Here is a 22,275-nt window from a genome sequence, read left to right on the forward strand (position 1 = left end):
TTTAATTCTTAATTATCTTTACTGTTTTGTTAATATTATTTGAAATTACTTTAACGAAATATATCCCGCTTTTCTTATCTGAAATATTTATTTGAGTTCTGTTTGTATTATTTCCACTATAGCAAATCAAATTTCCGACAATGTCATAAACATACAAATCATATTTACTGTCATTATTCGCTATATCAATATTATATATTCCTGAGCTTGGATTAGGATATACATTTATGATTTCATTTGAAATATAATCATCAATTCCGAGTTTATTCACAAAATGTATATCATCAATATACAGATTATTACCCATTGTTTTGTAAGATTCAAATCTTATTATTGCCTGTTTGCCATTGTAAGCGGATAAATCAATTATATTACAATCTGTTATGCTGTTATCACACCAATTACTTTCATCAGCAGGAATAAATTCCGAGCTTTGAGGCGAAACAGTTGCAAAGTTGTTATTACCGTCTTCATGATATGAAGCCAGGCGTTGCCAAGTTTCACCACAATCGGTTGATATACTTATGATTAATGTATCGGAATAAGTTGTTCGCATTGCATAAGCATGTTTAAAATGCATTTCAAACTTACTGTCAATATTAACCAATGGAAGTGTAAAATAATCTCTTTGGCTTACAGTATTATAGTTGAAAAAATTCATATAAATTGCTGTATTTGTTCCTTGCGACATTGGTATATTAATTAAATCCCAGGTAATATTATTATCAGGATTCGTAACCGTAATGCCTAAAGATTCCAAGCTTGTTACATTTTCAAAATCCAACGAATAATTAGCTAAATTTATACCCAATGTTGTAATAAACTTTTCCTTTACAACTGTAGTTGATCCGTTTATATTTGTAGCTATAAGTGTAATATTGTAATCAGCAATAGAATTAAAGATTACAACAGGATTTTGCGAATTACTATTTGTTCCGTTAACAAATTCAACAGTATTCGGTTCAAAGGACCAACTCCATTCTATCGGGCATCGATTGCTATTATCAAACAATTCCACGATATTGCCTACGCATGTAGAAGGAGTGTTGGAATAGAAATCTGCTTCAGGACTTTGATCGGAAACGTTAATATAAGATTCTTTTATTTCCGTGAAAGAACCGATTGAATTGGTAACTGTAAGTTTAATTGTTTTTAATCCGGATTGAGAAAATGTTATTCCGGTCGGATTAGCCTGTGTTGAAGTAGCGGGAATACCATCTTCAAATTCCCAGAACCATTCGTCAATAGGATGAAATGTTGTTGTAAAGAAATCCACACCGCAACCGATTGTAACATTTTCATTGCTGGCGTAAAAATCAGCATTGAGAAAGTTTCCTGCAGGAACTTCAAAAGAAATGGTATTGCCTACCGAAGTTATGTTTATTATTTGGATTCCTCCCGGCTGATCATCCATAAGAAAGCAAGGCGGATTTGTTTCATTGCTGAATTCTGTTCTTCCTGAATTGGCAGAAAAATAAGCTTGGCTAATTGTACCGTTTGTTGTAGTATTGTACCCGCCCGGACGGAAAAGGTATAATTCATCAGGAGGACCGCCGGCATTGCCGTTAATAGACGAATTAACACGATAAATCAACAAACCTTCACCAGGTAAAGTGGATTCGAAAAGATGATCTTTATTTCTAAATTCAAACAAGAAAAATTCGTTTGAAGATCCCTGAGCAGCTAATTTATACATGTTGTTAGTCTCCGACCAGGGAGTGTTGAGCGTATATACACCCGGTTCTGTAATTTCCGGAATCTCATCAAGCCAACCTCCGTATTTGTATTTCATGTATGCTGCCATAGATTGAGCGGGATTACCGTTGCTTCCCATAACATCCCACTGACCGATTGGGGTTATTGTATTATCAGAATATCTGTATAAATCGGGAGCACTTAATGAGTGAAACATTTCATGGCACAAAACGCTCGATTGAGAAGAATTAAGATGCTCTTCCAGTTGAAAGTTAAAGTCCCAAACTCTTTTGCCGTGAATATAAGCATTTTCACCATAAAGAGACCATCTGTGAGGCCAAAGTAAAGTAGACCATGCGGTTGTAGCGCCTCTGATAATGAACACCACATTATCAACCATCCCGTCATTATTATAATCAATATCTAAATCGGCAGGAACCATATGTTCAATATATTCCAAAGCATTTTTTAAAAGAGTAAATTCACGATCTCCTCTTTGATTATCATTCTGATAACCCGTAGGTGCTGTAACGGCGTTATATGGCATATAATACTCACGGTTATGAGAATCGGTATAAGAAAGTATCGCAGCAGTTTGTGTCAGGGGATAAAAAGTCGATGCTATTGATAGTTTACCGTAAGAAACTTGTTCGAAATAATTTTTTAAGGATTGATAAGAATTATCGTCGGTTTTGTTGAACATAGTCCAGTAATGCGTTGTATCTTCCGGAAAATTTGTCTGATCGGCGAATTTAATATACACAACCAAATTATTCATTGTACCGAAATTCTTAGAACTTTTTGATGCTTTATATTCTTTGGCTGCAGTAATATCAGGGGTATTATCAATTATTTGTTTTCTGATAGCCGTTTTTGCTTCGGCGGAAATACTTATGCCGGGAATTATTCCGACTGCTGCAGGGTCAATTGTTCCAACAATATATTGTGATGCAATAACATTATCGCCATTTTTTACGGCATAGCAATAAAAACCCTCATCATTTTGAATTATAGTGAAATTATTTTCATCATGTAACCAATTATAAAACTCGTCGCCTGATGCATAACAAGATATAACAGTTCCGTCCGGTTGATTTACCGTAACAGGAAAAGCGACAATATAAGCCGCATACGTATTAAAGAAACAACAAATAAGAAAAATAACGGAGAGTAATAATCTTTTATTCATGATATTAAATTTTTTTAGAATTAATTGCAAATATATACAAATCATTGAAATTTATGATTTTTTTTTATTGTTAACAATTCATAACACAGACAAGAATCATGTATTTAATTTTTTATGTACTTTTGCGGAGTTATTTTAAAATTTAAAGAGATGGAAGATATATATTCAATATATTGGATTATTTTCATTGTTTTGATGGCTTTGAGTTTAATCGTTAGTCAAATGTTAAATTCCAAATTTAAAAAATATTCTAAAGAGCCTTTGCGCAGCGGATTCACAGGCAGGGAAATTGCCGAGAAGATGTTGCAAGACAACGCTATTTATGATGTAAAAGTAATTTCAACAAAAGGACATTTAACTGACCATTATAATCCGGTTACTAAAACCGTGAATTTAAGTGAAAGCGTATTCAATAGCAATAGCGTTGCGGCAGCGGCGGTTGCTGCCCATGAATGCGGTCATGCCGTTCAACACGCTACTAATTACAAATGGTTAAAAATGCGTTCAAGAATGGTTCCTGTTGTCCAATTCGGAACTAATTGGTCGAGATGGTTATTGTTGATAGGTTTATTATTACTCGGAATATCATACTATGTTGGAATGTGGATGGTTTACATTGGGGTTGGATTATTTGCAATATCTACGATATTTGCTTTTATAACCTTACCTGTAGAATATAATGCTTCTTCGAGAGCCTTGAAATGGCTTGAAGCAACCGGAATAACTTCAGGCGCGGAAGCAACTCATGCACAGGATGCTTTGAAATGGGCAGCACGTACTTATGTAGTTTCGGCCATAACATCGCTTGCAACTTTGTTATATTATATTTTATTGATTTTCGGAAGAAGGAATTAATTTTTTACAAAAATAATGGATGACAGGTTAATTTAATTTTTAACTTTGTAAACCGCAAAACCGTCATGGCGAATAAATAATTTAAGACAAATCAACATTTTCCATGTGGTTACTGACGATATGAATTAACATTAAACAATTAAAACTATATTAGTATGAAAAAGTACATCGCAGAAATGATTGGAACCATGGTGTTGGTTTTAATGGGTTGCGGAAGTGCAATCTTTAACGGAGGTGTCGGAACAACGGCACAAGTATTAACTGTAGCATTTGCATTCGGTTTATCTGTAGTAGCAATGGCTTACGCCATAGGTGGAATTTCAGGATGCCATATTAATCCTGCCATCACATTAGGCGCTCTAATCACAGGTAGAATCAGCGGTAAAGATGCTGGAATGTATATGATTTTTCAGGTAATAGGTGCAATTTTAGGTTCGGCAATACTTTTCTTGTTGGTAAAAACAGGAGCAAAACCTGAAATGGCTTATGCAACAACAACCGGCGCAAACTCGGTAGCAAATACGGCATCAATATGGATGGCGTTAATTGCTGAAATCGTATTTACATTTGTATTTGTATTGGTTGTATTGGGCGTAACAGACAAAAAATTAGGAAATTCCTCATTAGCCGGATTAGCAATCGGCTTAACTTTAGTGTTGGTTCATATTGTTTGTATTCCTATTACAGGAACATCAGTTAACCCTGCTCGCAGTATAGGACCGGCTATTTTTGCAGGCGGTGTTGCTTTAAAACAACTTTGGATTTTTATAGTAGCTCCATTCATTGGTGCAGCACTTTCAGCTTACACATGGAAATGTCTAAGTAAAGAAAAAGTGAAATAATAAGAATATGAAATAATAATCAAAAGGACATCGAAAGATGTCCTTTTTTGTTTTCAGAGTAAACAGCAATTATTTTTATCATAGAAAAAACTTTCAAAACAAGATGTTTTTATGAAAATTTTCGTGGAAACGTGATTGTAATTTCCACTCGAAATAAAATCATAATACACAATTTATAGATAAATCTTAGGAATAAGAATTTTTTCAACCTAAGAATCCGTCAATCACATGTTTATATGTATCTCCAATCGGAATGCGAATATTACCGAAAACTATTCTGTTGTTTTCAATAATTTTGATTTTGTTTTTATTGACAATATAAGATTTGTGAATACGTAAGAAATTAGACGGCAATCTTTCCTCCATCGATTTCATTGTGCCGTGTGAAACTATAGGATACGGCTCATTTTCAATGAATATCTTAACATAATCTTTTAATCCTTCTATGTATTGTATTTTATCAAGTTCTATTTGAATGAGTTTGTAATCGGCTCTTACAAACATATATTTGATTTCTTCATTATTATTGCCGGATTCATAGGTTTTTACAACTTTAAACCAATTTAATGCTTTTGTCGCCGATGTGAGAAAATCCGAATATGAAACGGGTTTTAGAAGGTAATCCAAAGCACTAACTTTATAGCTTTCAAGTGCATATTGCTCAAAAGCAGTTATGAAAATTATTTTTGTTTTCTCCGGAACAATGTGTGAAAATTCTATTCCATTGAGATCGGGCATCTGAATATCAAGAAATATCAAATCAACATCTTCTTTGCTGATTGTTTCTATTGCCCCCACGGCACTGGTAAAAGTTCCGACAAGGTCAAGAAAAGCAGTCTTATTAACGTAACTTTTTATTAATTCTAAAGCTAATGGCTCATCATCAATAATAATACATTTTATAATCATGGTTTATTTTGTTTAGAATTTAAGGTTCAGAATTTTGTTTTTATCAGTTTTATCATTGAGCATTGCTAATATTGTTAAAATTATCTTACCTAAAATTAATCGTCAACACCGAATAATAATCTTTCATGTCTTTAGAAATACCCATATTCCATTCATATTTATCAGGATAAAGCAGATTTAAACGTTTGTTTATCAAATCAAGTCCGATACCGGAACCGCTTTTGTCGGATTCTATTGATTTAGGAAAATAACTGTTTTTAACTTCGCAGATTATTTTATTGTCTTTTTCAGATATTTTAATGAAAATATATCCCGGATTATTAGCCGAAATTCCATGTTTAAAGGCATTCTCAATCAGGGAAATAAATACAAGCGGAGCAATTACCGCAGTACTGTTTTCGGGAATTTCAAAACATGTTTCTACTTTTATGTTATCATTCAAGCGAATCTTCATTAATTCAATATATTGCTTGATAAAATCTATTTCTTTATGAATGGATACGAATCTTTCTTTATTGTCGTAAAGTATATGTCTTAACAATTTGCTGAGGTCTTGTACCGCCTGTTGAGCTTTTTCTGTGTTGAAAGCAATCAACGCATAAATGTTATTAAGAGTATTTAGAAGAAAATGCGGATTGATTTGATTTCTCAGATTCAATAATTCCGCTTCGAACTGATTTTTTTCCGCGTCACTTTTAGATTTTTCCAGACTACTCCAGTTTTCAATCATTTTAATTGCAATGCTGATGATAATAAGCATTACCAAAACTAAAAAATCTCTTGATAACATAAAAAGTGTACGTGCCCAAGGCGATTCGTCGAATCTCCTCATTGGCGGCGGCACATCTTGAGGTTTCATAATATAATGCGGAATTGCATACATCAGAGCCATAAAAATCAATACAAGAATTATATTGATAATGACAAATATTTTGATATTTCGCTTTAAAAAATATTTTGGAATGAGTATGAGATAATTGATATAAAAGAGTATTATAAAAAATGATGTAAATATAATGTGCAGGAAAAACTTGTTGGTATTAAATGTCTCTCCTGTTCCCATTAAAATTATCGGGAAACACATTATTATTAACCATACCAAAATATGTAAGGTTATCAGTAAATTTTTTGTTTTTTTATTTTGATTTATAAACATAATAATATTTTAATTCTATTCATATCTTAATGCATCTATAGGATCTAAGTTTGATGCTTTGCGGGCGGGATACCAACCGAAGAACACACCGATTACTGTGCAAACACCAAAACTCAATATTATACTCCAGGATGTGATAAACACTGCCCATTGGGTTAGCATTTGAACAAGATATGTTACTGAAACACCGATGAGAACGCCAAGCAGTCCGCCGACTATACTGATAACGGTTGCTTCTATTAGAAATTGTGATAGGATATCGGTAGGTCTGGCTCCGACACTCATACGCAATCCTATTTCTTTGGTTCGTTCGGTAACACTTACGTACATGATATTCATAATGCCAATTCCGCCAACTACCAAAGAAATTCCGGCAATACATGCAAGCAATATAGTCATAACATCAGAAACCGATGACATCATTGAACTCAATTCCTGCTGTGACCTGATGGTAAAGTTGTCTACAGCACCTTCTTCTAATTTGTGATTCTGTCTTAAAATACTCCTGACTTCCTCAATTGCAATTTCGGTATATTCTTCGGATATAGCAGAACAATAAATTCCTTGAAGATAAGTTATAGCAGCGAGCCGTTTCATTACAGTGGTATAAGGTGCAAGTACAACAGCATCCTGGTCCATGCCCATACTGTTATAACCTTTTTCTTGAAGAACACCTACAATGGTAAAAGGCATTTTATTGAAACGAATGGTTTGTCCGATCGGATCCTCGCCGTTTGTAAAAAGATTATCGACAATAGTTTTACCAATTACGCAAACTTTAGCGTTATTAAAAATATCGGCATCGGAGAACATTTCTCCATAACCTATTTTCAATTGTCTGATTTCCAAATAATCTTGATTAACGCCGTTAATACTTCCGGGATAATTATTGGAACCGAAGATAAATTGTCCGCCGGATGAAACATTCGGGCTGGTATATGGTACAAGGAAAGCTTCGTCACGAATTGAATAAAAATCTTCGAGTTTAAGAGTTTGCATTGCGCTCGGATCTTGTCGTACGCCGCCACGACTTTCAGCTCCCGGATGAATCATAATCATATTACTTCCCATCTCGGAAACTTGTGACTGAATACTTTTCTTGGAACCTTGCCCGATTGCCAGCATGGCAATTACTGATGCTACCCCGATAATTATTCCCAGCATTGTGAGAAAGGTACGCATTTTGTTGTTAGCAAGCGCTTTAAGTGATATCTTGAATAGATTTAGTATATTCATTGAGTTTAATTTTTGATATTAATTAGTCTTCTTCTACCGGTAACGACTTTAAAGTCTTTTCTGCATCCAGAATATTGTCGTTATAAGTATCTTCAACCAAACGTCCGTCTCTTAGAAAGAGATTTCTGCTGCAATATTTTGCTATATCAGCGTTGTGCGTTACAAATATTATGGTTTTGCCTTCACGGTGTAACTTTTGAAATAAAGTAAGAATTTCAAAAGAAGTGCGGGTATCAAGATTTCCGGTTGCTTCATCGGCTAAGATAACCGCAGGATCGTTAACGAGTGCACGTGCAATGGCAACTCTTTGCATTTGTCCGCCGCTCATCTGATTACTTTTGTGCATCAGCCTGTCGCCGAGTCCGACTTCTTTCAAAGATGTGATTGCTTTATCTCTGCGAACTTTTCCGCTGATCGATGAGTTGTATAACAAAGGCAACTCAACATTTTCAACAGCTGTAGTCTTAGCGAGCAAATTGTAATTCTGGAATACAAAACCGATTTTTCTGTTTCTTAAAACAGCTCGTTCGTTTTTACTCATCTTTTTAACCGAAACACCATCCAGCAAATATTCTCCCGAAGTAGGAGTATCCAGACAACCTATGACATTTAGCAAAGTCGATTTTCCTGAGCCCGAAGTTCCCATAATGGTAACAAATTCACCTTCGGTAATCGTAAAAGTAACATTTCTCAAAGCATGAACAGTTTCTTCACCAACGACAAAATCGCGACAAATATCATTAAGTTGTATTACCGGTTTAGATATTTTATTATTGGTCATAGTTTTACAAAATTAAATTAATGACGTTGTGGCATAAAAGGTGAGCTTCCATTACTTCCGTTATTATTTCCATTTCCAGTATTAGGTACTTCACCGGCAACAGCCTCTGTAATAACTTGAGTTCCTTCACTTATTCCGCTTACGATTTCAGTAAGATTATTTCCGGAAATTCCAATCTCAACAGCTTTTGCATTGAAATTATTTCCGTCGCGTGTCCAAACAACACTTTTAGAATTAACATTGTTGATTACGGCATCTTTCGGTAAGAAGCGAGCATCAGGAGTAAATCTTAATGCTTTTGAAGGAATGGTAAGAATATCAGTTTTTTCGATAGTGTAAATTGAAATATTTGCTGTTAATCCGGGTTTTAATTTTAAATCGGGATTATAAGCACTGATAACAACTTCATAAGTAACAACATTACTTGTGATTTGTGCTTCCTGCCTAACTTGCGTAACGTCTCCTTTAAAGATTTCTCCCGGAAATGCATCGACAGAAAATTCTACTCTTAATCCTTCCTTTATACCACCGATATCCGCCTCGTCAACATCCGCAATAACTTGCATTTGAGTGAGATCGTTAGCAATTGTGAACAAAGTTGGCGTACTGAATGATGCCGCAACAGTCTGGCCTTCTTCAACTGCTCTACTCAAAACAACACCGTCGATAGGAGAATAAATTGTAGCATAGCCCAAATTAGTTTGAGCTTTGGCCAAATCATTTCTACTTATATCATAACTGTTTTTCGCCTTTGAATAATTGTAGTATGAAAGTTCATAATCCGAATCACTAATTAATTGTTTATCATGCAATGTCTTATTACGAAGATAATTTTTTTCTTGATATTCGAATTCGGTTTTTGAAATAGCAAGATTACTTTGTTTCGATTCAAGTTCATTTTGCAAATTTGTTTTGTCGAGCTCGGCAATAATCTGACCTTTCTTTACTTCACTGTTATAATCGACATAAATATTGCTGACGATACCGGATACCTGGGTACCTACTTCAACTTGGATAATTGGTTCTAAAGTTCCTGTTGCCGTAACGATATGACTGATTGTGCCTTTTGATACCGGAGCGGTTTTGAATACGATATTGCTTTTTGTCGATTTATTCGAGAACAGGTAGAAACCTAAACCCACAATTGCTGCAACAATTACGATAATTATAATTATTTTTACTGTTTTTTTCATCTTTTTCATAAGAATGATATTTTATTTGTTTTTCTAATCTATTTTTATTTATACTTTCTAAGTCTTAGGGAAGTTTTTTTTTCCGATTTTTCTACTTTTGTTTCTCCTCCTTTTACTTGCCTTGATAAAAATCCAATAATTTAATATTGAGTATTGCCATATACTTTGCTTGAAGCAGATTTTGTTGGGCAGATAAAAGATTATCTTTTTCGATTAATAATTCGGATGTATTTTTTAACCCGACATTAAATTGCTCTTCTACTAATCCGTAGCTTACTTCTACTGATGACAAGTTTTCTACCGAAGCCCGGTATTGTTCTTGAGAACCGAAAGCATCAAGCCACAGAGATTCAATGGTTTTATACAAAACTTTTTGCTCGTCAATAAGATTTAATTCGTTAGTGATTGTGTTCAGTTTTGCTGTTTCTATGCTGCTTTTTGTTTGACGCTGATTTAATATAGGCACTGAAAGAGAGACTCCTACATGATTATTCCAACCATATTTTAGTTGTTCACCTACATTATCGGATATTAAATCGTGTTGAGTACCTATTCCGGCGCTCATCGAAATCTTAGGATAATAACCGGCTTTTGCAATTCTAAGATCTAAGTCTGAAGTTTCAAGAGTGAGTTTGCTTGCGAGGATTTCCGGTCTGGTTTCCAGCGCAGCTTGATAAACAGTACTAACAGACGGAAGTGTAGTAAGAAAATCATTTTCATCATAACTCAAAATATCAATATTAATATCCGACTCCAATTCTAATACTTGTTTTAATTGAAGTTGATAATTTCTCAAGGCATTCTGAGAAACTATCAGTTGATATTTAGAATTACTGTACTGAGCTTCAAGCTGAGCAACATCACTTTTTGCTACAGAACCTGCTTCAAGCAAATGTTGTCCGCGTTCAAGCAAAGATTTATTTAGCTCCACAGTATTTTCATTTGTTTTTACAGATTCAGCCGCATATAAAATTTGAATATACAATTGAATAACGGTCTCAGTAATAGAATTCTGTGTTTGATAAACATTCAACTCACTTATACTATCGTACATTTCCTGCTTTTTAATAGTTTTATTTCGAGTCCCGTTAAAAACAGTCCATGATGCATTAAGATTATAACTTCCACCTAAAGAGTTAATAGTATTGTTTTCACTGAAAGGTCTGTTGGTATAATCATATCCCGCGGCAAAAGACAAACTCGGAAATAGTGCTCCTTTGGCGGTTTTAGTATTTACCAAGCTTTCTTCATAAGCAACTTTACTTTTCTTGATTGTGATGTTTTGTTCTATGGCGTGATTGATACAATCATCAAGAGTCCATGTTTGATTGTCCGTTTGCGATATAATACTGTTACAGACAAAAACAAAACTCATAGTACATATTATTTTACATAGTTTCATAAGAATGATTTTAACTAATTCGTGACAAAAGTAGTTGTTTTTCCCAGCATTTAAAATTGCCTTTTCGACGAAATTGTAGAAAATTTAGACGGAATGACAAAGTTAACAGAATTTAACTTATAGATTGATAATATGTTTGCAAGTGCATATTATAAAAAATATAATCGAAATAGAATATATTAGTTTCGATTTTAATCTAACAGATAAAATACCTACACTTAGCTTTTTGAATGCGTAATAAATAATTACCCGAACAAGCATATTCTAATAGTACAAATATTGATAGCACTTTCTGATTAGATAGTACTTTCCTCGATATCAAAACTATTTTCCACTTGTCAATGAATTATTTACTAAGAAAAAAATAAAATCAACGGAATATTATTCATATGAGAATCTTTAAAGTTTTTGTCGGGATTCATATCCCGAAAACATAAAAAAATCCAAATTTTTGCGTACCTTTGCACCCTTTTTCAAATTAGTAATGAACAGCTGGAAAAAAATATTTACAATCATTTGGACGGGTCAGATATTCTCGATACTTACAAGTAATACGATTGGTTATGCAGTTACTTTCTGGTTGAGTATAGAAACAGGCAAGCCGGGTGTTTTAGCTATGTCTTATATAGCTGCATTATTACCTCAGGCAATATTAGGAATTTTTTCCGGAGTCATTGTCGACAGATTCAACAAAAAAGCGATAATGATTTTGGCGGATGTTTTTATTGCAACATGTACTTTGGTATTAGCATTAATATTCTTTCTTGGTATAGCCGAACTATGGCATATTTATATTTTGCTTGCTTTACGTTCAGCAGGGTCTGCATTCCATGGACCTGCATGGCAAGCGGCGATTCCTCTTTTAGCACCGCATGATAAATTAACACGAATTGCCGCTGTTAATCAAACGATTATCTCTTTAAGCACAATTGCAGGACCGGTTTTAGGCGCATTGTTGATTTCGGTTATGGATATGTCGTATATACTTTTAATTGATGTTTGCGGAGCTTTAATTGCCTGTACGGCATTATTGTTTATTAAGATTCCGAAAGTAAAAACCGAAATAGAAGCAATACGGCTCAATGTTTTTAGGGATATAAAAGATGGCGTAAATGAAATTTTAAAACATACCGGATTAATCTGGATCATAATATTTTCTATGCTCTCCAATTTTTTTATTATGCCTATTGGTGCTTTATTCCCGTTAGTTTCTCTACAGCACTTTATGGGCAATGAATTTCACATGAGTGTTGTGGAAATGGCGTGGGGCGGAGGTATGCTTATCGGCGGTGCCATTATCGGTATTATCAATAACAGATTCAATAAAGTTGATATAATCAATTATATGTACTTTACGACAGGGATTAGTTTCTTTATTTCCGGATTGCTCCCGCAGTCGGGATTTGTTTGGTTTGTTATCTTAGCTGTCTTAAGCGGTATTTCATGGGCTTTATACTTGCCGTCGGTTACGGTAGTCCTGCAAACCATTGTTAAACCGGAAGTTCTCGGTAGAGTTTTTGCCTTAACAATGAATGTAAGCATGCTGCCGTCAATGTTAGGATTGTTGGGAACCGGTTTCATTGCGGAAAAAATCGGAATGCTGAATATTTTTGTAATTGGCGGATTGGGCATCGTATTGATAGGGGTTATTTCGGAGATGTTACCATCAATTAAGGTGTTGCGAAAAAATGTTGAAACAACAAATAAAACAGACTGATTTTATTATGTTGAATAGTCTCACATTTGGCTCAAAACAAATCCTGAAATAGAATTAGGAATGTAAGAAAATATTAAATTTTTTATTTATTAAAAAAATTAATATTTCTAATTAGTTTTCAAAAAATTGTTTATATTTGCGAGAATTTTTGGACTTTTCGAACGGAATATTATTTTAATGAATCTGATTTTTTTATGATTGGTTTGATATTACTTTTATTTCATATGATTGAAAATAATATTCATTTAATTTATTATATTTCAGCTAATAAGCATCGGTATAAATTATACGAAAATTTAAGAAGCTATTTTACAACCACACACTATCTATATAACAAAGACAATGAAAAAGAATGGATAAAAGAAAGATATTCTTTCTTTGAGCGACCCTTTGGTCGCAAAATTAAAAATTAAGAACCGATAAATATTTTAAAAATTTCGAAAAGATTTAATATAAAATATAACAAATAAAAAATTATGAAAAAATTTATATTTATAATGGCTTTATTTATACTTCCATATTCTGTCATTTTTGGACAAATAGGAATGTACGTGTCAATTAAAGATTATCTTCCGACTAACACAAATACTCCAAAGACTTCATCGCAAATTACGGTAACTTGTTCTTGGGTATTAGAGAACGGAACTATATATTCTAATGCTGTAGATGTTCAAAATGCACCGGATAATGGTTCGGAAATATTAATATTTGTACCATTTAACGGAACTTTTGAAGAAACATTCGATGTAGTAAAAACTTGTGGCTATGCTTCTGTAAATGTTCCTGAAGTTATGGTTTGTTCCATAGCAATTTGTCATAAAGAATTTGCTGATAGAGTAATTCTTGATAGTTGGACAAACGGGACAGAAACAAAGTGTAATTTATGTGAAGTTTCCTCAACAGAAACAGATAAAAATATCATTAATAATTAAACTAAAAAAAATAAAATTATGAAAAAAAGTATATTTATAATAGCATTGTTTATGTTATTATCTTCTGCCGTTTTCGGGCAAACAGGAATGAGTGTATTAATTAAGAACTATAATCCGAGTACTTCAAAAACATTAAAAGTTAATCCGCAAGTTACAGTATCGGTTATATGGACATTAGCAAATGGAACGCGGTATACCAATGCCGTAACCGTATTAAATACTCCGATTGATGGTTCTGATATACCGGTTTTTGTACCATTTAACGGAACTTTTCCGGAAAGTTTTAATGTAGTAAAAACTTGTGGTAGTGCTTCTGTAAATATTCCGGGAATTATGGTTTGTTCCAGGGCAATTTGTGCAGATGAATTTATAGATCGAATAATTCTTAGTAATTGGGTAAACGGCACGGCAACATCGTGTATTTTATGTCTTGAGACAATGGAAACAGATTAAAAAATAATTAATAATCAAACTAAAAAAATAAAATTATGAAAAAAAGTATATTAGTAATAGCATTGTTTATGTTATTATCTTCTGCCGTTTTCAGCCAAACAGGGATGAATGTATTAATAAAAGATTACAACCCTAATACTTCAAAAACATTGAAAGTTAACCCACAAATTACAGTAACGGTTACATGGATATTGGCTAATGGGACAAAATATAATAATGCCGTAACCGTTTTAAATGCTCCGATTGATGGTTCTGATATATTGGTTTATGTTCCGTTTCCGGGAACATATGCCGAAACATTCCAGGTAGTAAAAACTTGTGGTAATGCTTCTGTAAAAATTCCGGGAATTATGAATTGTACTAATGCAATTTGTTGTACATGCTTTTTAGACAGAGTAATACTTGACTATTGGAGTAATCTTTATTCTTCAATATGTAATCTTTGTAATACGATAGAGCCATAAAATTTATCAAGGGAGAAAAAAGTGTCAAAAGTAGTTTTTATTTCAAAAAGGATTGAACATAAAAATAATCTGCTTATTGTGTTTTGTGAATTATTATAAAACCTTAATTGTTTTATTGATATAATTTTACTTTTGACACGTTTCTTAATAAATTAATTATTCGGAATTATATTTTCAAAGTTTTGATCTATAGTTTTCATTCTTTTTTGTAGAATAAATTATTGATATTCTTAATCATATTTATCGGGATTGAAATCAATTCCATGATAGATTTTCCTTATTCTGAATTCCCGGATATTTCAACATAATTAAATTATAAAGGTTGCAATTAATTATAGTAATTCAATCGCTTTGAACGGCTGTATTTTGCCGGTTTATTTTATGAAGGTTAAATAAGTTCAAGATAATTGATTTGAGTTTTTAATGTTTTTCCTGACTCAACATTCGTTGCTCCAAATTCTTCATTCTAAATTAAAAAAATTATCTTTGCAAGTTGAAATAGAAATTGAAATATCATGACCGTTCAAGAACGCGCGCAACAGCTTGTTGAAAACTTCGCTTATTTTGACGATTGGACAGACAAGTATAATTATATTATCGAAATGGGAAAGCAATTACCCGTAATTGATGATAAATATAAAACTCCGGAATATACAATATCCGGTTGCCAGTCGCAAGTTTGGCTTCATGCCGATTATAAAGATGGAAAAGTTTTTTTTACTGCCGATAGCGATGCTATTATCACAAAAGGTATTATTTCATTGTTGATAAATGTTTTGTCTGACGCCACTCCTGATGAAATAATTAATGCGGATCTTTCGTTTATAGATGAAATCGGTTTAAAAGAATATTTATCACCCACACGCTCAAACGGATTACTTTCTATGCTTAAACAAATGCAAATGTATGCTTATGCCTTCAGAGAGAAAAAATAATATTATCGAAGCATTGAAAAAAGTTTACGATCCGGAGATTCCGGTCAATGTTTATGATTTGGGGTTAATTTATGATATCATTGATAATGATGGAGATGTAAAAATTGTAATGACTCTCACAGCTCCAAATTGTCCGGTGGCGGAAATTTTACCTTTAAACGTAAAAGATGCCGCTATGGCTGTTGATGGTGTAAAAAATGTTGATATAGAAATTACTTTTGAACCGGCTTGGTCTCCGGAAAAAATGTCTGATGCGGCAAAAATTGCCTTAGATATGCTCTATTAATAATGGTTGATTCAAGATTTAAAATACTTTCCAAAATAAATTATCCTTCGGATATTAAAAAACTTGATATTACCGACTTACCGGAATTGTGCAAGGAATTAAGACAATATATTATTGAAGTAATATCCTGTAACGCCGGCCATCTGGGTTCAAGCTTAGGCGCTGTAGAACTCACTGTTGCAATACATTATGTTTTTGATACGCCTTATGATAATCTGATTTGGGATGTGGGCCATCAAGCCTATCCACATAAAATTCTAACTGGCAGAAAACAGGAATTTGATACTATAAGAACTTACGGCGGTATCAGCGGTTTTCCAAAAATGTCCGAAAGCGAATATGATGCTTTCGGCACCGGTCATGCTTCTACTTCAATCTCAGCCGCTTTCGGTATGGCTATTGCCGCACTACAAAACAAAGAATACGATAAACACAGCATTGCTGTTATTGGTGACGGTTCTATGGGCGGCGGAATGGCTTTCGAAGCTTTGAATAATGCCGGCGCAACAAATGCAAATCTCCTTATCATTCTGAACGACAACGGAATTGCAATAGACAAAAGTGTAGGAGCAATCAAAGAATATCTGCTCCATATGTCTATGTCGAAATCCTATAACGATTTCCGCGATAAACTTTGGAATATCCTTTCGGGAAATGAAAAGAAACGGCGGCAAAGACGCATGCTCCGACAAATCAAACATCATATCAAATCATCAATCTTTGATGAAGGTAATCTTTTCGAGTCGCTCGGAATGAGATATTTTGGTCCTACAGACGGTCATAATGTTATTGAACTTGTTGAAAATCTAATCAAACTGAAAAGTCTTAAAGGTCCGAAGTTGTTACATTGTATAACTACAAAGGGAAAAGGTTATTTAGAGGCAGAAAAAGATCAGGTTAGATTTCACGCACCGGGAACTTTTGATATCGAAACGGGAAATTCAATAGAAGAAGTAAAGGATTTGCCTCCGAAGTATCAGGATGTGTTCGGAAAAACAATTACTAAACTTGCGACAATAAATGATAAAATTGTAGGTATTACAGCCGCTATGCCAACAGGTTGTTCTTTAAATATCATGATGGAAAAATTTCCGGATAGAGCTTTTGATGTGGGAATTGCCGAAGAACATGCGGTTACTTTTGCCGCCGGACTTGCCGCTAAAGGATTGAAACCTTATTGTGCTATTTATTCTACCTTCCTTCAAAGAAGTTATGATCAGATAATTCATGATGTTGCACTTCAAAAGTTGCCGGTAGTATTTTGCATTGATAGAGCCGGATTAGTAGGCGAAGACGGTCCGACTCACCATGGTAATTTCGATCTTGCTTACCTGCGCTCAATTCCTAATATGATTATTGCTGCTCCGCTAAATGAATATGATCTTCAGGATATGATGTTCACCGCCCAATATTCCGAATTACCCTACGCCATTCGCTATCCGAGATGCAGGGGAATTTATCTGAATTGGGAAAAAGAAAACTTCGAATTTGTTAAAACCGGAAAAGGAAAAATTTTAAGACAAGGTGAAGATGTTGCAATAATTTCCATTGGGCATATAGGTAATGAAGTGATGAAGGCAATTGAATTGGCAAAAGAAAAAGCGGATATCAATCCTACTCATGTTGATATAAAATTCCTCAAACCGATTGATGAAGAATTGTTGCACGAGATTTGTAAAAATCATAAAAAAATAATTACAGTTGAAGACGGTACAATTGTAGGCGGCCTTGGTTCTGCGGTTTTAGAATTTGTTTCGGATAATAACTATGATTGTAAAGTTAAAAGATTAGGTATTCCCGATAAGTTTATCGAACATGGCTCTTTGTCGCAATTACATAAAATTTGCGAAATCGATACAGAAAGTATCATGTCGGAAATACTAAAAATAAAGAAATTATGATTACGGGAGAAACTATAAAAGCTCTGAAAACGAGGTTGGATGCCTTAAGGAGGTATCTTTGACATTGAAGGAAAAAAATCTTCGATAGAAGCTTTAGATAAGGAAACGCAAAAGCAAGGTTTTTGGGATGACCCGAAAGAAGCGGAAAAATTATTAAAACAAATTAGGGACGTAAAATTCTGGGTTGATAAGTATAATGATGCTGTAAACGCTTATGATGATTTACTTGTTATTGAAGAATTTGGTAAAGAAGGTGAAGCGAGCGAAAAAGAAATTGAAGATGCATATAACAATTCTTTGAAACTTATTGAAGACCTTGAATTTTTGAATATGCTCGGCGAAGAGAGCGATAAATTCGGAGCAATGCTTTCAATAAATCCCGGCGCAGGAGGTACGGAAAGTCATGATTGGGCGGAAATGTTAATGAGAATGTACCAACGCTGGGGCGAAAGAAATAATTTTACAGTAAAATTACTCGACTATCAAGCAGGAGATGTTGCCGGTATTAACTCCGTAACAATGGAATTCGAAGGCGATTATGCCTTCGGTTATCTAAAAGGTGAAAACGGAGTTCACAGGCTTGTCCGTTTATCTCCTTTCGATTCCAATAATCGTCGCCATACTTCTTTTGCTTCGGTTTATGTTTATCCGGTAGTAGATGATAATATCGAAATAGAAATTAATCCTGCTGATATAAAATGGGATACCTTCCGGTCCGGCGGTCCCGGCGGTCAAAATGTTAACAAGGTTGAAACGGCGGTTCGATTAAAACACGAGCCTTCCGGAATAATCATTGAATGCCAGGAAACACGTTCACAACTTCAGAATAAAGATAAAGCTATGAAAATGTTGCGGTCGCAACTTTATGAAATTGAACTTCGTAAAAGAAAAGAGGCGCAATCGGAAATAGAAGGAGCTAAGAAAAAAATAGAGTGGGGCTCTCAGATCCGCTCTTATGTTATGCATCCGTACAAAATGGTGAAAGATTTACGTACTAATTATGAAACATCGAATGTTCAGGCTGTTATGGATGGAGATTTGAATGAAATGCTAAAAGCTTATTTAATGGAATTTGGAAAAAATTAAAATTATCTTTATTTTTGTTGCATGGAAAAATATAGAATAGAACACGATACTTTAGGTGAAGTTAAGGTTGATAACAGTAAAATGTGGGGAGCTCAAACGCAGAGAGCATTTGAAAACTTCGAATTTTCATTATATACAATGCCGATGGAAATTATTTATGCTCTCGCTATAGTAAAAAAAGCAGCGGCAGCGGCTAATGCCGACTTAAATGTTTTATCGCAAAGAAAGGCAGATTTAATTATGCAGGCTTGTGATGAAATTATTGACGGCGAATATGATGATCAATTTCCGTTGCGGATTTGGCAATCCGGCTCCGGTACTCAGACAAATATGAATGTCAATGAAGTTATTGCCAACATTGCACAAATCAACAGCGGCGGAAAACTTACCGATAAGAAAAAAGTTTTGCATCCGAATGATGATGTTAACAAGTCGCAATCAACAAACGATACTTTTCCTACGGCAATGTATATTGCTTGTTTCAAGATATTATCGGAAACAACATTACCGGCTCTGGTAACTTTGCATACGGCGCTGCAACAAAAAGCAGATGAATTTGCATATATTGTAAAAACAGGAAGAACTCATTTGATGGATGCCACACCTGTAACTTTAGGACAGGAATTTTCTGCTTATTCTTCCCAAATAAAGCATTGCATCGAATATTTAAAGCAATCTATGGAATATCTTACCGAACTTGCAATCGGCGGTACTGCAACAGGAACAGGACTAAACACTCCTCCGGGATATGATCTCAAAACCGTTGAATACATTAACAAATTCAGCGGGTATGAATTTCAAGTTGCGGAAAATAAATTTGAAGCATTAGCAATTCATGATGCACTTGTAAACGCTTCTTCGGCCATCAGAACGGCTGCAATGAGTTTGTTTAAAATTGCAAACGATATTCGTTTGGAAGCATCGGGTCCGAGATGCGGCATAGGAGAAATAATAATTCCGTCTAACGAACCCGGTTCATCAATAATGCCCGGGAAAGTAAATCCGACACAATGTGAGGCTGTTACTATGGTTTGTGCGAAAATATTCGGCAATGATGCAACGATTGCCTTCGTAAACAGTCAGGGTCACTTTCAGCTAAATGTTTTCAAGCCAGTTATGGCATTTTGTTTCATCGAATCGGCACGATTACTTGCTGAGGTAATTAATTCGTTTAATGTTCATTGTATTACCGGAATCGAACCTAATTATGAGAATATTCAGAAAAATTTGGATAATAGTTTAATGTTGGTAACCGCATTAACTCCTAAAATTGGTTATGAAAAAGCTGCCGTTATTGCAAAAACTGCGTATAACGAGAATATTACCTTACGCGAAGCCGCATTAAAATTGGAATTTGTTACTGAAGAGGAGTTTGATGAAATAATTAATCCTGAGAATATGGTTTGATTTAGTTAAGAGTTAAGAGTTATGAATTATGAATAGGAAAGATAACAACGATGATTGTTAGGATAATGACTGAAACAATTTGAAAATAAAAAATAATTACTCAGTTGTCTTACTTAATGAAATGACTTTCTCATTATTAAATTTCTCACTTTTTTATTGATAACGGCTTACAAATCTCGGATTTAAAATTTTCTAAAGATTACACAATTACAAAATTCACAACCATGAATGTTTCTGCTTATAACAAAATATCTTCGCTCTGTTCCCGAAAGGAAATGTGTTGCAGTGATGCAAAAAACTATTTAAGAAAATTTAAAGAGCTCTCAGAACAAGATAAACAAGAGATTATTGATAGTTTAGTTGATGAGAAATTTATTGATGAAGAACGTTTTGCGAAGGCTTTCGTAAACGATTCATATAAATACAATAAATGGGGGAAAAATAAAATCATTTACACACTCAGAGCGAAAAATATTCCTGAAAGTATTATTACTTCGGCAATAAATACTATTGATGAAGAAATATATAAGGAAATCAAAGAATCATTGGCTAAAAACAAAAGAGACACACTCGAAGAAGATGATCCTGCGAAAGAGAATAAGGTGAATACTTTTTTAAGATCTAAAGGATTCTAAGGATTGGAAAATATTAATAATAAAGTCGAATAAGTTGAAAGCAGATTAATTAAAAATTAGAAATGTAAGTTTAAAAGAGCAAAAATTAAAAAATTATTAAAATGTTAATTTAAAAAAAATTTGTTATTACGGCTATAAAAATATTTTAAATGTAAAATAAGATATTTTGGTATTTAACATAAAAATATTTTTTTTATAAACATAAGAATTTAGTTTAAAATTATTTATATCTTTGCGATGACATTTCATTAATTTAACTAAAAACTTATGGGGCTATGGAGAAATTTATTTTATCTTTTTTATTATTTATCATTTTTGTTTCGCAATTGTTTGGCCAAAATTGTTGGGATTGCCCGACAGAAAATAAAGCAGTAGGTTTATCCTCCATATCTATAGGAACATCAACCTCAGTTACTGGATTAAATTCATTTGTGGGAGGTGCGTTCTCACAAGTATTGGCTTCCAACAGTTTTGCATACGGTAATTATGCAATAGTACAATCAACTGCCGGCGGTAGTATGGCTTTAGGAAATAATCTAAAAGTCGGTTTACCGAACTCAATTCTTATAGGTTTGGGAATCGACAAGTATAACAATCTTGAAAATAATATTACCAATAGTATAATGCTTGGAGTTACGGCAGTGCCGTCGCTTACAATAGTACGCCAGTCCAATATTTCTTTACCTGGTTATATAGGTATAGGTACCACCACTCCAACGGAGTTATTAAGTGTTGCCGGGAATTTATTATTAGAAAGTGCATCTGCTAATTCGGGTGAATTAAAGTTTAAGTATAATAGTAGTATTGCAAACGACACTTGGGTTGTTTTTTCAAACAATACCGGTTTACGTTTTGATTATAGAACAGAGGGAATTGGAAGTAAACCAAAACAGATATTGTTTTTAAGTAATAATGAAAAAGTAGGAATAGGCACTATATTACCTTCGGAACGTTTACATGTTACCGGAAATATTTTGTCAGAAGATAAAATAATAGCAAAAAACGAAATTATGATGGTTCCCGATCATACTTCAAATGTAGGTTGGCATATAAAACGCGAGACATCTGGTTTATATTTTATCTATGAAGCCGGCGGAGCTATTGATGTTACTAAATATAATTTGTATATAGAAAATAACGGCAATGTAGGATTAGGCACACTTTCACCTACCAAGAAATTAGATGTAAACGGAGATATTAA

Annotated in this window: 20 protein-coding genes; 13 read left to right on the plus strand and 7 right to left on the minus strand. The window is 33.8% G+C overall.

Features of this window, described 5'->3' with window-relative positions; translation table 11 throughout:
- Position 1 precedes the first annotated feature (1 nt).
- Positions 2-2,884, minus strand: a complete 2,883-nt coding sequence (locus tag LBP67_06510) for a M6 family metalloprotease domain-containing protein (GenBank protein ID MDR2084628.1) — start codon at positions 2,882-2,884, stop codon at positions 2-4.
- A gap of 150 nt (positions 2,885-3,034) precedes the next feature.
- Here LBP67_06510 and LBP67_06515 point away from each other — a divergent pair, with 150 nt between their 5' ends.
- A complete protein-coding gene (locus LBP67_06515; protein MDR2084629.1) occupies positions 3,035-3,739 on the plus strand; it encodes a zinc metallopeptidase in 705 nt (234 codons plus the stop codon).
- A gap of 155 nt (positions 3,740-3,894) precedes the next feature.
- Complete coding sequence (locus LBP67_06520) at positions 3,895-4,581, plus strand: MIP family channel protein (protein ID MDR2084630.1); 687 nt, start codon at positions 3,895-3,897, stop codon at positions 4,579-4,581.
- Positions 4,582-4,785: 204 nt separating this feature from the next.
- On the opposite strand, the gene LBP67_06525 is transcribed toward LBP67_06520, so the two are convergent.
- The 6 genes from LBP67_06525 to LBP67_06550 form a co-directional block, all read right to left on the minus strand.
- Positions 4,786-5,490, minus strand: coding sequence for a LytTR family DNA-binding domain-containing protein (locus LBP67_06525; GenBank protein ID MDR2084631.1), 705 nt, complete (start codon positions 5,488-5,490; stop codon positions 4,786-4,788).
- Positions 5,491-5,575: 85 nt separating this feature from the next.
- Complete coding sequence (locus LBP67_06530) at positions 5,576-6,382, minus strand: sensor histidine kinase (GenBank protein ID MDR2084632.1); 807 nt, start codon at positions 6,380-6,382, stop codon at positions 5,576-5,578.
- Positions 6,383-6,661: 279 nt separating this feature from the next.
- Positions 6,662-7,882: an ABC transporter permease gene (locus tag LBP67_06535; protein MDR2084633.1), complete on the minus strand. Its 1,221-nt coding sequence runs from the start codon at positions 7,880-7,882 to the stop codon at positions 6,662-6,664.
- 22 nt (positions 7,883-7,904) lie between these two features.
- Positions 7,905-8,648, minus strand: coding sequence for an ABC transporter ATP-binding protein (locus tag LBP67_06540; protein ID MDR2084634.1), 744 nt, complete (start codon positions 8,646-8,648; stop codon positions 7,905-7,907).
- Positions 8,649-8,680: 32 nt separating this feature from the next.
- Entirely contained in the window at positions 8,681-9,865 is a 1,185-nt protein-coding gene (locus tag LBP67_06545) for an efflux RND transporter periplasmic adaptor subunit (protein MDR2084635.1), read from the minus strand.
- Between the two features lie 103 nt (positions 9,866-9,968).
- Entirely contained in the window at positions 9,969-11,258 is a 1,290-nt protein-coding gene (locus tag LBP67_06550; protein MDR2084636.1) for a TolC family protein, read from the minus strand.
- A gap of 484 nt (positions 11,259-11,742) precedes the next feature.
- Here LBP67_06550 and LBP67_06555 point away from each other — a divergent pair, with 484 nt between their 5' ends.
- The 11 genes from LBP67_06555 to LBP67_06605 all read left to right on the plus strand — a co-directional run.
- On the plus strand, positions 11,743-12,975 hold the full coding sequence (locus LBP67_06555) for an MFS transporter (GenBank protein ID MDR2084637.1): 1,233 nt from the start codon (positions 11,743-11,745) through the stop codon (positions 12,973-12,975).
- A gap of 476 nt (positions 12,976-13,451) precedes the next feature.
- A complete protein-coding gene (locus tag LBP67_06560) occupies positions 13,452-13,907 on the plus strand; it encodes a hypothetical protein (GenBank protein ID MDR2084638.1) in 456 nt (151 codons plus the stop codon).
- An 18-nt stretch (positions 13,908-13,925) separates the two neighbouring features.
- Positions 13,926-14,360: a hypothetical protein gene (locus LBP67_06565; protein ID MDR2084639.1), complete on the plus strand. Its 435-nt coding sequence runs from the start codon at positions 13,926-13,928 to the stop codon at positions 14,358-14,360.
- Positions 14,361-14,395: 35 nt separating this feature from the next.
- On the plus strand, positions 14,396-14,824 hold the full coding sequence (locus LBP67_06570) for a hypothetical protein (protein MDR2084640.1): 429 nt from the start codon (positions 14,396-14,398) through the stop codon (positions 14,822-14,824).
- A 515-nt stretch (positions 14,825-15,339) separates the two neighbouring features.
- Entirely contained in the window at positions 15,340-15,759 is a 420-nt protein-coding gene (locus tag LBP67_06575) for a SufE family protein (protein ID MDR2084641.1), read from the plus strand.
- Entirely contained in the window at positions 15,737-16,045 is a 309-nt protein-coding gene (locus tag LBP67_06580; protein MDR2084642.1) for an iron-sulfur cluster assembly protein, read from the plus strand. Before LBP67_06575 ends, LBP67_06580 begins: the two co-directional genes overlap by 23 nt.
- A 2-nt stretch (positions 16,046-16,047) precedes the next feature.
- Positions 16,048-17,946, plus strand: coding sequence for a 1-deoxy-D-xylulose-5-phosphate synthase (dxs, locus tag LBP67_06585; protein MDR2084643.1), 1,899 nt, complete (start codon positions 16,048-16,050; stop codon positions 17,944-17,946).
- A protein-coding gene (gene prfB, locus LBP67_06590; GenBank protein ID MDR2084644.1) for a peptide chain release factor 2 occupies positions 17,943-19,032 on the plus strand; the annotation gives its coding sequence in 2 pieces (ribosomal slippage) (positions 17,943-18,005 and positions 18,007-19,032; 1,089 coding nt in all). Before dxs ends, prfB begins: the two co-directional genes overlap by 4 nt.
- Positions 19,033-19,053: 21 nt before the next feature.
- Positions 19,054-20,439 carry a class II fumarate hydratase gene (fumC, locus tag LBP67_06595; GenBank protein ID MDR2084645.1) on the plus strand — a complete coding sequence of 462 codons (1,386 nt, stop codon included), beginning with the start codon at positions 19,054-19,056 and terminating at the stop codon, positions 20,437-20,439.
- A 224-nt stretch (positions 20,440-20,663) separates the two neighbouring features.
- Positions 20,664-21,074: a RecX family transcriptional regulator gene (locus LBP67_06600; protein MDR2084646.1), complete on the plus strand. Its 411-nt coding sequence runs from the start codon at positions 20,664-20,666 to the stop codon at positions 21,072-21,074.
- Between the two features lie 275 nt (positions 21,075-21,349).
- Positions 21,350-22,275, plus strand: a 926-nt coding sequence (locus LBP67_06605; protein ID MDR2084647.1) for a hypothetical protein, incomplete at its 3' end; no start/stop codon positions are given.

The organism is Bacteroidales bacterium, from assembly GCA_031276035.1.
Classification (GTDB): Bacteria; Bacteroidota; Bacteroidia; order Bacteroidales; family BM520; genus RGIG7150.

Coding starts and splice junctions, on each gene's coding strand:
- LBP67_06530 (MDR2084632.1), bottom strand. CDS start 6,382: ATGGCTCTGATGTATGCAATTCCGCATTATATTATGAAACCTCAAGAT.
- LBP67_06545 (MDR2084635.1), bottom strand. CDS start 9,865: ATGAAAAAGATGAAAAAAACAGTAAAAATAATTATAATTATCGTAATT.
- LBP67_06515 (MDR2084629.1), top strand. CDS start 3,035: ATGGAAGATATATATTCAATATATTGGATTATTTTCATTGTTTTGATG.
- LBP67_06560 (MDR2084638.1), top strand. CDS start 13,452: ATGAAAAAATTTATATTTATAATGGCTTTATTTATACTTCCATATTCT.
- LBP67_06555 (MDR2084637.1), top strand. CDS start 11,743: ATGAACAGCTGGAAAAAAATATTTACAATCATTTGGACGGGTCAGATA.
- fumC (MDR2084645.1), top strand. CDS start 19,054: ATGGAAAAATATAGAATAGAACACGATACTTTAGGTGAAGTTAAGGTT.
- LBP67_06580 (MDR2084642.1), top strand. CDS start 15,737: ATGCCTTCAGAGAGAAAAAATAATATTATCGAAGCATTGAAAAAAGTT.
- LBP67_06525 (MDR2084631.1), bottom strand. CDS start 5,490: ATGATTATAAAATGTATTATTATTGATGATGAGCCATTAGCTTTAGAA.
- LBP67_06565 (MDR2084639.1), top strand. CDS start 13,926: ATGAAAAAAAGTATATTTATAATAGCATTGTTTATGTTATTATCTTCT.
- LBP67_06575 (MDR2084641.1), top strand. CDS start 15,340: ATGACCGTTCAAGAACGCGCGCAACAGCTTGTTGAAAACTTCGCTTAT.
- LBP67_06535 (MDR2084633.1), bottom strand. CDS start 7,882: ATGAATATACTAAATCTATTCAAGATATCACTTAAAGCGCTTGCTAAC.
- LBP67_06520 (MDR2084630.1), top strand. CDS start 3,895: ATGAAAAAGTACATCGCAGAAATGATTGGAACCATGGTGTTGGTTTTA.
- LBP67_06570 (MDR2084640.1), top strand. CDS start 14,396: ATGAAAAAAAGTATATTAGTAATAGCATTGTTTATGTTATTATCTTCT.
- dxs (MDR2084643.1), top strand. CDS start 16,048: ATGGTTGATTCAAGATTTAAAATACTTTCCAAAATAAATTATCCTTCG.
- LBP67_06550 (MDR2084636.1), bottom strand. CDS start 11,258: ATGAAACTATGTAAAATAATATGTACTATGAGTTTTGTTTTTGTCTGT.
- LBP67_06600 (MDR2084646.1), top strand. CDS start 20,664: ATGAATGTTTCTGCTTATAACAAAATATCTTCGCTCTGTTCCCGAAAG.
- LBP67_06510 (MDR2084628.1), bottom strand. CDS start 2,884: ATGAATAAAAGATTATTACTCTCCGTTATTTTTCTTATTTGTTGTTTC.